The sequence below is a fragment of the Halarcobacter anaerophilus genome (assembly GCF_006459125.1).
GTDB classification, from domain to species: Bacteria; Campylobacterota; Campylobacteria; order Campylobacterales; family Arcobacteraceae; genus Halarcobacter; species Halarcobacter anaerophilus.
The window spans coordinates 177031-190302 of record NZ_CP041070.1 but is presented as its reverse complement, the minus strand read 5'-3'; the positions used below and the strand labels follow the sequence as shown (position 1 = coordinate 190302).

The window sequence follows — 13272 nt, the reverse complement described above, 5'->3', positions numbered from 1 at the left end:
CCAAAAGTGTTAACTTTAGTTCCCACTCCAATAGGAAATTTAGAGGATATCTCTAAACGTGCTATAAAAGCCCTATTGGAGGCTGAGCTAATTTTTTGTGAAGATACTAGAGTTACAAAAAAACTTCTACAACTTTTATCTCAAAAAGAGAATCTCCAATTTAACTGTACTGATTTCAGATCTTTTCATTTACATAATGAAAAACAGATATTAAAAAACTTGTCAAAAGATGAATTTGATAAAAACGTTGTTTACGTAAGTGATGCAGGAATGCCTTGTGTTTCGGATCCGGGAGCCTCACTTGTTCAATTTTGTATAGAAAATAAAATAGATTATGACGTTATTCCGGGAGCAAATGCTCTTTTGACAGCTTTTGCAATGAGCGGATTTGAAAATACGGAGTTTACTTTTTACGGCTTTTTAGCCCACAAAGGAAAAGAGAGACATCAAAAATTGGCTCAAGTTATGCAAAGTAACATTCTATCTATTCTTTATGAATCTCCCCACAGACTTTTAAAAACATTAGAAGAGATAAAAAACATAGATGAAAACAGAACTCTTTTTTTAATAAAAGAGCTTACTAAAATGCATCAAAAATATTATAAAGAGAGTGCAAAAAATATTTTTGATATATTAAAAAATGAAAATATAAAAGGTGAATGGGTGATTATTGTAGAGCCTACCCCCACAAAAGGTGAAAATCTTGAGGTTTCAGATATTGAAAATCTTGATTTGCCGCCTAAAACAAAAGCAAAACTTATTGCCAAAATAACAGGCAAAAATGTAAAAGAGATTTATCAACAACTTTTAGATAAAATTTAGCCCATGATTATATATGGAAAACAAGTAGTACTCTACGTACTAGATAGACATTCAGACCTTATTGAAGAAGTGATGTTCTCAAAAGATATTGAGCCCAAACTATTTAAAAGATTTGTTAGTCTAAATAAAAAAATTATCAAGTTAGATAATAAAAAAGCACAAAGTTTGGCAAAGGGTGGAAACCATCAAGGTTTTTTTCTAAAACTTCGTGAATTTGAGACTGAAACTTTAAAAAATATAAAAGATTCAAGTTTTGTTGTTGTTTTAGACGGACTTACAGATGTGGGGAATATCGGAGCTATTTGCAGAACTGCTTATTCACTGGATGTTGATGCGATAATAGCAAGCAATATCAAACAGTTGAACTTTGAAGGAATAGCAAGAACAAGCAGCGGTGCTCTTTTTGATATCCCTTTTTGTCATAGCCAAAACTCATTGGATGTTGCCAATGAATTAAAACAGTACGGATTTAAACTTTACGGTGCTTCTATGGACGGAGTTGACTTAAAAGAGTTTAAAAACAGCAGTGAAAAAACGGCATTGGTTCTTGGAAGTGAAGGGAAAGGACTTTCAAATAAAATGTTAAAAAAACTTGATCAGAAAATTTCAATTAAGATGTCAAATAGTTTTGACTCTTTAAATGTCTCTGTTGCAGGTGGAATATTGATTTATAACTTAAAAAAATAAGAGTGAAAAATGATAAAAAAACTAAGTTTGATTTTTATTAGTGCAATTATTCTAAACGCTTCTACACTTGATGAAAAGATTCAAAACATTATTGGATATCAAGAGTTTAACGAAAATAGAAGTTTAATAGAGTATCTATTTCAAAATGATTCGGCATATTATGCAAATGGAAGTATAAACTATATTGCCGTAATTGAAAAACTCAAAGATAACGGGCTTTTAAAAGTTGTTTTAAATAAACCTCAGGATATTTCAATAACTTTTAAAATCTCTGATGATGCTATAAAATCTATGAAAATCATTTCAGACTCATTGACAGCATTGGGTTATTACCACTATTTTACAAAAGATTTAATCTATGATGACAATAAAACGATAACATGGACTATAAATCTGAAAACAGAGGCCGCCATTGACCCTCTTATGTTATCAAAAGAGTTAGCAAAAAACAATTGCCGATTTGTTGATATCAAACAAGAGGGGTATACAAAGTGGATGTACAAAATAGATACATCAAACTCTACTCTTTCAAATGCTTATAATATAACAAACAATGAAAGAGTAGATTTTAGAAAACCGTTGACACCGTATTTTATAAAAGTTGATAATGCAAATATTATAGAAATTCATTCAAAATACGGTAATCATTGGTTTCCTCAAATAGTTTTTTACGATAAACATCTGAATATTTTAAATATCGTAAAAGAGAATGAAAGAAAGGATTCTCTTCAGTTAGAAATTCCTGAAGAGACAAATTATATAAAAATAGAAGATATTTACACGCTTGCAAATATAAAGCGTGGTCTAAGTGTAATAATTAAGGAGTAATTTTAAAATGTTTCCAGAAATTGAATTTGAGAGAATGAAGAGACTTCCAAACTATGTCTTTGCAGAAGTTAATGCTATTAAAATGGAAGCAAGAAGAGCAGGTGAAGATATTATAGATTTTTCAATGGGTAATCCTGACGGTCCTGCACCTCAACATATCACGGATAAATTAAAAGAGGCGGCAGATAAACCGAAAAATCACGGATACAGTGTAAGTGCGGGGATCTATAAATTAAGACTTGCCGTTTGTAACTGGTATAAAAGAAAATTCGGAGTTGATTATCTTGATCCGAATAAACACGCAGTTGCGACAATGGGTTCAAAAGAGGGTTACGTTCACTTAATCCAAGCAATCGTAAATGTAGGAGATGTTGCAGTTGTTCCGGATCCTACTTATCCTATTCACTCATACGCTTTTATGTTAGCAGGTGGTGCAATTCACAATTTTGAGCTACCTTTTGATGAAGAGAACTTTAAAGTTGATGAAGATTTGTTTTTTGAAAGATTAACTAAAACATTAAGAGAATCTATTCCAAAAGTAAAATACGTATTGGTAAACTTTCCACACAACCCGTCTTGTGCGACGGTTACACCTGAGTTTTATCAAAGACTTGTTGATATGGCAAAAAAAGAGAGATTTTATATTATCTCGGATATTGCTTATGCGGATATAACTTTTGACGGTTATAAAACACCTTCAATTTTCCAAGCTAAAGGTGCTATTGATGTGGCAGTAGAATCATTTACTTTGTCAAAATCATATAATATGGCAGGTTGGAGAGTAGGTTTTATAGTTGGAAATGAAAAACTAATCGGAGCTTTGAAAAGAATTAAATCTTGGCTTGATTACGGAATGTTTACTCCGATTCAAGTTGCAGCTACAGTTGCTCTTGACGGACCTCAAGAGTGTGTGGCAGAGCATATTGAAAAATATAGAAAAAGAAGAGACCTTATGGTTGAAGTCTTTAAAGATGCGGGTTGGGAAATGAGTGTACCGAATGCTTCAATGTTTATCTGGGCTAAAATTCCGGAAAAAGCAAGACATCTTGGAAGTATGGAGTTTTCTAAACAGCTTTTAACAGAAGCAAAAGTTGCAGTAAGTCCGGGAATTGGATTCGGTCACTACGGAGATCAATACGTAAGAATTGCATTAATTGAAAATGAAAAAAGAATTAGACAAGCTGCAAAAAATATAAAGAAATATTTAAATAGTTTATAGGATAGTTTATGAGAATAGGAATAATTGGAGTAGGAACAGTAGGAGCTAGCGTTGCAAATATTTTAAGAGATAACAAAAATGTTATTACTGCAAGAGCTGGTTGTGAGATTATACCTGCAATTGGTGTTGTCAGCAATTTAAACAAAAAAAGAGATGTTGAGATAGAACTTACAGACGATGTTGAAAAAGTTTTAAACGACGAATCTATTGATGTAATCGTAGAACTAATGGGCGGAATAGAAAAACCTTATGAGATTATAAAAAAAGCGTTAAAAAACGGTAAAGCAGTAGTTACGGCAAACAAAGCTTTACTTGCATACCATAGATACGAACTTCAAGAAATTGCAGGAGATACCGCTTTTGAATACGAAGCTGCTGTTGCAGGAGGTATTCCAATTATTAATGCACTAAGAGACGGTCTTACTGCAAATCATATTGAATCTATCAGAGGAATTATGAACGGTACTTGTAACTATATGCTTACAAAAATGATAAATGAAGGTGTAGATTACGAAACTATTTTAAAAGAGGCGCAAGAGTTAGGTTACGCAGAAGCAGATCCTACTTTTGACGTGGGTGGTTTTGATGCTGCTCATAAGCTTTTGATTTTGGGTTCTATTGCTTACGGAATAGATGCAAAACCTGAAGATATTTTAATAGAAGGAATCCAGAATATTTCCCATGAAGATATAGATTTTGCAAATGAGTTTAACTACTCAATCAAACTTTTAACTATTGCAAAAAAAGTAGGAAAAGAGATAGAACTTAGAGTTCACCCTTCACTTATTCCAACAACTGAAATGATTTCAAAAGTTGACGGAGTTATGAACGGAGTATCCGTAGTAGGTGATAAAGTCGGAGAGACTATGTATTACGGTGCCGGAGCCGGAGGAGACGCAACTGCTTCAGCAGTTATTGCAAATATTATTGATATAGCACGTCGAGGTAAAGGTTCTCCGATGCTTGGGTTTGAAAAACCTCACGGAGAAGATATAAGACTTATGTCAAAAGATGATATTAGAACAAAATATTATCTAAGATTTAGAGTTGAAGATAAAGCAGGCGTTTTAGCTAAAATTGCAACAATTTTAGGGGAAAGAAACATCTCTATAGAAAAAATGATTCAAAAACCTCTAAACAGAACATGTTCTCATATTCTATTATCAACTCATACTTCAGTTGAAAAAGATATTATCGAAGCACTTAAAACAATAGAAGAAGCAGGAGTAGTTACAGCTAAACCTGCTATGATTAGAATTGAGGATTAATCCTTAACTCTAATCTTCCTAAAGTATTAAAACGCTACTATTTCACAAAAAATAATTGGAAATCCCTGTGAAAAATGAGAAAAACCACCTTCTAAACGACAATATACCAAGTCTAATAAAACAAATAGCAATCCCTGCAAGTACGGGTATGCTTTTTAATACTTTATATAATGTCGTAGATACTTTTTATGCAGGACTGATTTCCACTCAAGCTATTTCAGCACTGTCTTTATCTTTTATGATTTTTTTTACGGTAATCGGACTTGGATACGGATTTTCTACTGCAATAACTGCTTTAATAGGAAATGCAAGCGGAAAAAACAAATTCTTTCTAGCCTCTTTGTATGCCCACAAGGGAATTCTTTTTATGCAGTTATTGGCTATTTTGTTAACTCTTCTTGGTTTCTGGTTTTCTCCTTATTTATTCAAAATCTTAGGAGCAAGCGGAGAGTATTTACAGACTGCACTTGATTATATAAATATTATTTTAGCCGGTACAATATTTTTTATGACAAATTTTGCATTAAACGCTGTTTTAGTCTCAAGAGGGGATACAAAATCATATAGAAATAGTTTAATTTTCGGTTTTTTTGCAAACTTGGCTTTGAACCCTCTTTTTATCTATGGATTTTGGTTTATTCCTGCAATGGGAATATCCGGAATTGCTTTTGCGACCGTACTTATTCAGATAATAAACAATTTTTATCTGCTTTATAAAGTTTTGCAGACAAAACTTATACATTTTCAAAATTTCAGATATTTTTTACCCCATAAAAAAATATATAAAGATTTAATCTCCCAAGGAATTCCTTCTAGTTTAAATATGCTTATTATGTCTATAGGATCACTTTTTTTAATGTATTTCGTATCTCTTTACGGAGTTAAGGCAGTTGCGGGTTACGGTATTGGATTTAGAGTTGAACAATTAATGCTTCTACCTACTTTGGGACTTAGTTCCGCTGTTTTATCTATTGTTTCAAACAATTTCGGAGCAAAAAGATATGACAGGGTTATACAAACAGTTAGCAAAGCTTTAAAATACGGCTTTATTATCTCAACTTTTGGGATTATCTTTTTATATGTTTTTGGAAAACTTCTTGTTGAGCAGTTTGATAATGACGTAGAAGTTATTAACTACGGATTTAATTATATTCTTGTTGAAGTTTGGATTTTCTATGCTTATGTTGTTTTATTTATCTCAGTTTCAACTCTGCAAGGAATAAAAAAACCAAAAATGATTTTATATATTGCTCTTTATCGGCAGATTATAGCCAAATTTATTATTGCTTATACTATTGTAGTAATTTTCAAGTTGGATTATATCTATCTTTGGGTCGGAGTTTTGATTATGATCTACTCTGCAGCAGTTTTTGCACACTTTTATACAAAAAACCTGCTACAGAAATCTTGCGGGAAAAATCTGTTATAAAGTAAGTTTTACTGCTCTATAGCTTCAACTTCAATAAGCAGTTTAACCTCTTCACCTACGGCAACTCCACCGAACTCTAAAGCTTTGTTCCATTTCAAACCGTAATCCATTCTATTTACTTTTCCTTCTAAAGAGAACCCTACTCTGTTTTCTCCTTTAAAACCTTTTCCTTTTGCTAAATCTTCTACTTCAAGTTTTACCTCTTTTGTAACCCCTCTCATAGTTAAATCACCGATCATAACGCCTTCGTCATCATCGTCAGCTTTATAAGATTTCATTTTAAATGTTATTGTAGGAAACTTTTCTGCATAAAAAAAGTCTGCAGATTTTAAATGGTCATCTCTTTTTACATTTGCAGTATCAATGGTTTTTGCATCCACAGTAGCCTCAAAAGTTTTAAAAGTGTTTGTTTTCGCATCAAAATCTATAGTTGCACCAAAATCTTTGAATTTACCTTTTACGTTTGATATCATCAGGTGTTTTACCGAAAAACCTACCTCAGTGTGTGAATTATCCAGTTTATAAGGTGCCGCATAAGCTAAACCAGCCCCTAAAATCGTTGTTAAAAGCATTTTTCCAAATAGCTTCATTTAATACTCCTTTTGATTATTTTTGTACCTTTATTCTAATAATCTTTTGTTAAGTTTTTGTGTAGCGTTTGTGGGGACTATTTATTCTTTTGTGTGATATACTTACTTTTATGAAAATATTGCTTTTAGAAGATGATTTAATACTAAATGAGATAATTGAAGAGTTCCTTCAAGAACTAGGATATGAGGTCACCTGCGTATTTGACGGAATGCAGGCAAGTGAGATTATATATGAAAACCCTTTTGATTTGCTGATTTTAGACGTAAACGTACCTACACTTACGGGTTTTGAATTTTTAAAAAATCTAAGGGATAATGAGATAACCACTCCTGCTATTTTTATTACCTCTTTAAACTCGGTTGAAGATGTTGAAGAGGGCTTTAAAAGCGGAGCAGATGATTATTTGAAAAAACCTTTTGAATTAAAAGAGTTAGAACTTAGAATAAACAATATAAAAAGACTTCTTCATTTAGAAGATGAAGAGATAGAGATTTCAAAAGATATAAAATTTAATTCAAAACTCAATTATATAAACAATAATTCAATAAAAACAAAACTTCCTTTAAAAGAGGCTCAGATTCTCAAATATCTTATAAACAATGCAAACAGATGTATTTCCCAAGATGAACTAAGCTCAAATATCTGGAGTTATGAGACTTCGCCTACCTCATCTACTATTAGAACTTATATAAAAAATATCAGAAAAGTTTTAGGAGAAGAGTTTATTGAAACTATAAAAGGAGTCGGTTATCGATTTAACAAGAAGTGAGAGAATCACCTTTAGCAAATTTTTAGGACTCTATTTAGGTTCTTCTTTTATTTTATTAACCATAATATTTCTTCTTTTTTATAAAATGGAATCAAGATCACAATATGAGTTAATAACCTCAAATATGCAAAATGTGGCTTCAAAAGTCTCTTCTGCAATAATTTACGCTCATATGGCAGGGCTTTCAATAAATACTGCAAAAATGGCAAATTTTATAAAATATGATTATGCTTTATTTGATAAAGAGCATAGAAAATTAATAGGAAATATAAAAAATAGAATTGATTTGTCAAAAAAACTGCAAAAGATAGATGACAGTTTTGTTCTAGTAGACAGTACGCCAAGGGGGCATTTAGGAGTATATCATATTGTAATAAAAGAGAATATCTACCATGATATAATCACAAAACTAACGGAAAAACTCATTTTCTATTTCTTTTTGATTTATTCTACTATTGCAGTAATAGGTTACTATCTGGCAAGTCTTTTTATAAGCCCTATTATAAATGAAAGAAAAAAACTCAATAACTTTATAAAAGATACTACCCATGAGTTAAATACTCCCATAACGGCTATTTTAATGAGTACGGGAAAAGATGCACCTTTAACTCAAAAAAATCTTCAAAGAATTAATTTAAGCGCAAAAAGAATTTCGGAAATTTACAAAGATTTAGTCTATCTTTTTTTACAAGACAGCAATAATAAACCCCATATCGAAGAACTGCAGCTTGATAAGATAATAGAACAACAACTTGAATATTTTCAATCTTTTTCACAAAAAAAGAGATTAACAATCAACTCAAAGCTGGAACCTACTACTTTTAAAATAGATAAAGAAAATTTTTCAAGACTCTTTAACAATCTAATATCAAATGCTATAAAATATAATAAAATCGGAGGTTTTATCAATATAACGCTAAAAGACTCCACACTTATAATTGAAGATGGAGGAATAGGAATAAAAAAAGATAGATTAAAAGATATCTTTAATCGATACTATAGAGGAACAAAAGAGCAAGGAGGATTCGGTATAGGTCTTAATATCGTATATCATATTTGCAAAACTTATAATATAGAAATAGAAGTAGAATCCCAAGAGACAAAAGGAACAACTTTTAAACTAAAATTTAAAGATTAAGCCTGTAACCTATTCCTTTAGAAGTAATAATCCTGTCTTTGCCCAAAATTTTTCGTAAATTTTTTATATATGTTCTAATAGTTGTTGCAGTAGGAACTTCATCATAAAGCCAGTTATTTAAAGAGATCTCTTCTATAGATATAGATTTATTTCTGTTTTTTATAAAATACTCAAAGACTTTTGCCTCTGTTTTTGAAAGATGACTCTCTTTATCATTAACTTTTAAAATTTTTTCATCATTATCGTAAAAAATTGCATCGGCAAGTTTTATTATACCGTTTGCTTCTATCTGTCTTAATCTTTTTATATTGTTTATTCTTAGTTTTAACTCACTTAAATGAAAAGGTTTTTTAATATAATCATCAGCCCCTGCTTTAAATCCGTCTTCCATATCTTTTGAAGTATGCAAAGAGGTAATATAAATACAAGGAATATTTATAGAGTTTGACTTAAGTTCTTTTAAAAGCTCAAAACCGTTTAGACTAGGTACATTTACATCTAAAATAAGCAAATCGAACTTATCTTCGTAAATTGTTTCCAAAGCCTCTTGACCGTCAAAAGTCGTTATAACTTCATAATCAAGCTCTTCTAAAAACTCTACAATAATTTCATTTAATAAAGTGTCGTCTTCTAAAAGTAATATTTTCATAATCTTAAGTATAGTATAACTTTGTGTAAAATCTATGGAAAAATTTTATGATATAATCCAAATAAAAAAGGATTTATATCAAAGATTTAACTTATAGTGAAAAAAGAACTTTTATAAGATTTTTTACCCTTTATTTAGGCGGTTCTTTTATTCTAATGCTTCTAATTGCCCTGCTTTATTATCAAAATGAAAAAAAACTTTATTTTGATTTGGCAAAAACAAAAATGCAAAATATAGCTTCAAATATCTCTTCACAAATTACCCACTCCCATATGAACGGTCATGGGCTGGAACTTTCCCAGTTTTTAAAAACCGATATTTATAAAATCTCTTTTTATGATGAGAATAGAAGAAAAATTTTCGGTAATCTAAATGACACTATAGATTTTTCTAAGAAAATAATAGAAAAAGAAAAAAACTTTATTTTAGTTAATGATTCTACATATGGGCACTTAGGTATTTATTATATTGCTATAGAAGAGAATCTTTTTTTTAATAGAGTTGCCAAACTTAAAAATGAGATAATCATCTTATTTCTAATCATCTACTTTATGGTCTCAGTCCTTGGATTTTTTCTTGCCAAACTATTTTTAAAACCTATAAAAGATGAAAGAAAGAGATTAAACAATTTTATAAAAGATACAACCCATGAATTAAATACTCCCATAAGTGCTATTTTAATGTCGGCAGAAGAAGAGCATTTAAGCTCAAAACAGATAAAAAGAATAAAACTAGCTGCCCAAAGGATATCGGAAGTATATAAGGATTTAACCTATATTTTTCTAGAAGATAAAAGAGTTCTCAGTGAACCTAAAGAACACAATCTAAAAGAGTTAATAAATACCCAAATCAAATATTTTGAAGCCTTGGCGCAAAAGAAAAAAATATCTATAGATACCTTTTTAGAAGATACTTTTTTTACTATTGATGAAAATGATTTTATTAGACTTTTTAACAATATTCTATCAAATGCAATAAAATACAACAAACAAAAAGGAAAAATAGAAATAGAACTTAAAAATCATACTTTAACCATAAGCGACAGCGGTATCGGTATTGAAAAAGATAAAATAAATGATATATTCAGCAGATACTATAGAGCAACGGATTATAGCGGAGGTTTCGGTATCGGATTAAATATCGTTAAAAATATTTGCGAAAAATATTCTATAAAAATAGTTGTTGACTCTACTTTAAAAAAAGGAACAAGCTTTATTCTAAAGTTTTAATTTCCACACTCTTTCCATATTAAATAAATAGACTTCACGAAATTTTTTAAAGGAGTCTATATGAAATTATTAAAAGTAGTTTCAATCTTGCTTTTCTCTTGCATTATCTTAAATGCTCAACCCCTTGATGTGAAAAGTAAAAAAGATGGATATGAAGTACAACTTCAATCTGAAAAATCGTTGGTTATGGGTAACAATACTTTTATTGTAACACTTCAAAAAGAGGGAAAAGTTTTAAATGATGCTAAAGTAAAAGCAAAGTTTTTTATGCCTGAAATGCCCGGTATGCCATATATGGAACAAGAGGCAAAAGCAAAATTCGTTGACGGAAAATACAAATTTCTTATCAACTTCTCTATGGGTGGAACTTGGCAATATCATCTAATGTTTAAAACTGCCGACGGTAAAGTTCATAAAATAAGAGCAAGCGTAAACTTATAATGCTGAAAAAATATCTTCTACTTGGGTTTCTTCCTTTTTATTTAAATGCCCAATCAATAGAAAATATCGTATCCAATGCTTTAGAGAAAAACAGCTCTCTAAAAGCACTGGAGAGTTCTATAGATATTGCAAAACAAGAAATAGCACTAGCTTCAAAATGGGATAATCCCGTTATCAGCTTTGGAGCAAATGATGTTCAATTTAATGACTATTATGTAAGAGATAAAGAGGCAATGCAAGCTCAGTTTATAGGAGTAAGTCAAAATATTCCCCTAGGAGACAGACTTGATATTGCAAAAAAAGTTGCCAAAGATGACTACTCAATCTCAAAATACAATTTAGAAAACAGCAAACTGGAACTAACTTCAAATATATATGAATACTCTTATAAAATAAAACTTTTAGAAGAGAGGCTCTCTCTTTATAACAAATTTAAAAAAAACGTAAAAAAGATAGAATCACTTCTTACAAACTTTTATAAATACGGCAAAGCTAAACAAAAAGATATACTAAATGCACAAATTCTTTATAATGAACTAGATTTAAAATCTCAACAGTTAAAAACTTTTTTGGATACAAGTTATCTAAAACTTCAAGAGCTGACTTATGAAAAGTTTGAAAATCTTGATATTGATACAAAGATAAAAAAAGTAGTTCTTTCTAAAGATATTTCAAAACATCCTAAAGTTTTATCGTTCTCTCAAAACAGCAAAAAATACTTAAATGTCTCAGATTTGGAAAAAGAGAAAAAAATCCCTGATTTAAAGATGAGTGTCAGCTATTTTGAAAGAAGTTCTAATTTTGAAGATTATATGAACGTAAGTTTCTCTTTCCCCCTTGCAATATACGGAAAAGAGAATATCAAAGCTACAAAAGCAAAATATCAATCACAACAAGTTAAGAATCAATTGGAAGATTTAAAAGTGAAGTTTCTTAGTTCAATAGATACTTTACAAAAAAATATAGATGATTCAATCACCACATATAATATAATAGAAAAAAGAATTCTTCCAAAATATTCCCAACTTCAAAAAATTTTAGAAAACGACAACAGTTATCTAAAATCAAATATCGATACCTCATCATTGATAAAAAATGAAAATGAGATTATCAAATACAAACTCAAAGCAGTAGATGAAAAAGAGAAATATTTTACTGCTTTGGCAAAATCACACTATTTTACAAGGAATATCAAGTGAAATTTATTTTAAGTGCCCTAATATTGGGCGTTACAATACTAAATGCTCAGATTCTTGAAGTTGAGCAGTTGTTCAATAAAAAGCTTGTCAAAGTAAAAAAAGAGCAAATAGGCACCTTAAAAAGCTTTTATGGACGTCTAACTTTTGATGAAACAAAAATTTATGATATTGTAAGCAGATTTGACGGTTTTGTCACAAATTTAGATGCAAAAGAACAATATCAAACTTTGAAAAAAGGAGAAAAACTATTCTCACTTTACTCTGATGAAGTTTTATCTATTCAACAAGAGATTCAGATTGCAAAAAATCTAAATAAACAATTAGTTAGAAGCAGTCTTAATAAACTAAAAGCTTTGGATATAAATACTAAAGTAATAAACAGAATAAAAAATTCAAAAACTGTTTTAAAAGATATCCCTTTTTATTCACCATCTAATTCAATAGTTTTAAAAAAAGAGATAAATCAAGGAAGTTTTGTAAAAAAAGGAAAACTTCTTCTTCAACTTGCATCTTTGGACAGTATTTGGTTTATAGCTTCTATTTATCAAAAAGATCTATCTTTTATAAAAAACAATATGGAAGCAAATGTTTTTTTGGACGGATTTAAAAATCCCGTTAAAACTAAAGTTGACAAGATCTACCCAATAGTAAGCAGTGATACAAAAAGTGTAGATGTAAGATTTGTATTAAAAAACAGCGATTTAAAATATTTTCCTAATATGTTTGGAAAAGTGCTGCTGCAAGAAAAAACTAAAGAGGCTTTAACTCTTCCAAAAACAGCCGTTCTTTTAAAAGGTGATAAAAAATATGTCTTTAAACTTCTATCTAAAACAGAAATTGAACCAATAGAGATTGAAGCAAAAAGAGTCTCTTCAAACAAATATAAAATACTTGAAGGAGTAAATGAAGGGGAAGAGGTAATTAACAATGCCCTTTTTCTACTTGATTCAGATGCCGTTACAAACGGTCTTTATAGTTCTGATGACGGAGACTGGTAGGATTA

Annotated in this window: 14 protein-coding genes; 12 read left to right on the top strand and 2 right to left on the bottom strand. The window is 30.2% G+C overall.

Translation table 11 applies throughout. The features are described from left to right. The first annotated feature begins 6 nt into the window (after positions 1-6). From rsmI to AANAER_RS00955, 6 genes are all read left to right on the top strand, one after another. Positions 7-822 carry a 16S rRNA (cytidine(1402)-2'-O)-methyltransferase gene (gene rsmI / locus AANAER_RS00980; RefSeq protein WP_129081392.1) on the top strand — a complete coding sequence of 272 codons (816 nt, stop codon included), beginning with the start codon at positions 7-9 and terminating at the stop codon, positions 820-822. A gap of 3 nt (positions 823-825) precedes the next feature. Continuing rightward, complete coding sequence (gene rlmB, locus AANAER_RS00975) at positions 826-1509, top strand: 23S rRNA (guanosine(2251)-2'-O)-methyltransferase RlmB (RefSeq protein WP_129081391.1); 684 nt, start codon at positions 826-828, stop codon at positions 1507-1509. A 9-nt stretch (positions 1510-1518) separates the two neighbouring features. Next, complete coding sequence (locus tag AANAER_RS00970) at positions 1519-2337, top strand: hypothetical protein (RefSeq protein ID WP_129081390.1); 819 nt, start codon at positions 1519-1521, stop codon at positions 2335-2337. Between the two features lie 7 nt (positions 2338-2344). After that, the gene (locus AANAER_RS00965) at positions 2345-3556 is read left to right on the top strand and encodes an LL-diaminopimelate aminotransferase (RefSeq protein ID WP_129081389.1); all 1212 of its coding nucleotides are present in this window, start codon (positions 2345-2347) and stop codon (positions 3554-3556) included. A gap of 8 nt (positions 3557-3564) precedes the next feature. Beyond that, positions 3565-4824, top strand: coding sequence for a homoserine dehydrogenase (locus tag AANAER_RS00960; RefSeq protein WP_129081388.1), 1260 nt, complete (start codon positions 3565-3567; stop codon positions 4822-4824). A 67-nt stretch (positions 4825-4891) separates the two neighbouring features. Beyond that, a complete protein-coding gene (locus AANAER_RS00955; protein ID WP_228711127.1) occupies positions 4892-6253 on the top strand; it encodes an MATE family efflux transporter in 1362 nt (453 codons plus the stop codon). An 8-nt stretch (positions 6254-6261) separates the two neighbouring features. On the opposite strand, the gene AANAER_RS00950 is transcribed toward AANAER_RS00955, so the two are convergent. Further along, positions 6262-6843: a YceI family protein gene (locus AANAER_RS00950; RefSeq protein WP_044419014.1), complete on the bottom strand. Its 582-nt coding sequence runs from the start codon at positions 6841-6843 to the stop codon at positions 6262-6264. A gap of 110 nt (positions 6844-6953) precedes the next feature. Between AANAER_RS00950 and AANAER_RS00945 the strand changes: the two genes are divergently transcribed. Beyond that, positions 6954-7613 (top strand): response regulator transcription factor, encoded by a 660-nt coding sequence (locus AANAER_RS00945; RefSeq protein ID WP_129081548.1) that lies wholly within the window; start codon positions 6954-6956, stop codon positions 7611-7613. 124 nt (positions 7614-7737) lie between these two features. Next, positions 7738-8751 carry a sensor histidine kinase gene (locus tag AANAER_RS00940; protein ID WP_170218426.1) on the top strand — a complete coding sequence of 338 codons (1014 nt, stop codon included), beginning with the start codon at positions 7738-7740 and terminating at the stop codon, positions 8749-8751. On the opposite strand, the gene AANAER_RS00935 is transcribed toward AANAER_RS00940, so the two are convergent. Further along, positions 8741-9400, bottom strand: coding sequence for a response regulator transcription factor (locus tag AANAER_RS00935; RefSeq protein WP_044419018.1), 660 nt, complete (start codon positions 9398-9400; stop codon positions 8741-8743). The two genes, AANAER_RS00940 and AANAER_RS00935, sit on opposite strands and share 11 nt — an antisense overlap. 155 nt (positions 9401-9555) lie before the next feature. Between AANAER_RS00935 and AANAER_RS00930 the strand changes: the two genes are divergently transcribed. From AANAER_RS00930 to AANAER_RS00915, 4 genes are read left to right on the top strand one after another with little or no spacing between them, the layout of a single operon-like run. Beyond that, positions 9556-10629 (top strand): sensor histidine kinase, encoded by a 1074-nt coding sequence (locus AANAER_RS00930; RefSeq protein ID WP_129081386.1) that lies wholly within the window; start codon positions 9556-9558, stop codon positions 10627-10629. 60 nt (positions 10630-10689) lie between these two features. After that, a complete protein-coding gene (locus tag AANAER_RS00925) occupies positions 10690-11070 on the top strand; it encodes a FixH family protein (protein WP_129081385.1) in 381 nt (126 codons plus the stop codon). Continuing rightward, positions 11070-12269, top strand: coding sequence for a TolC family protein (locus AANAER_RS00920; protein WP_129081384.1), 1200 nt, complete (start codon positions 11070-11072; stop codon positions 12267-12269). Before AANAER_RS00925 ends, AANAER_RS00920 begins: the two co-directional genes overlap by 1 nt. Then, the gene (locus AANAER_RS00915; RefSeq protein WP_129081383.1) at positions 12266-13267 is read left to right on the top strand and encodes an efflux RND transporter periplasmic adaptor subunit; all 1002 of its coding nucleotides are present in this window, start codon (positions 12266-12268) and stop codon (positions 13265-13267) included. The genes AANAER_RS00920 and AANAER_RS00915 overlap by 4 nt, the downstream gene beginning before the upstream one ends. Positions 13268-13272 lie beyond the last annotated feature (5 nt).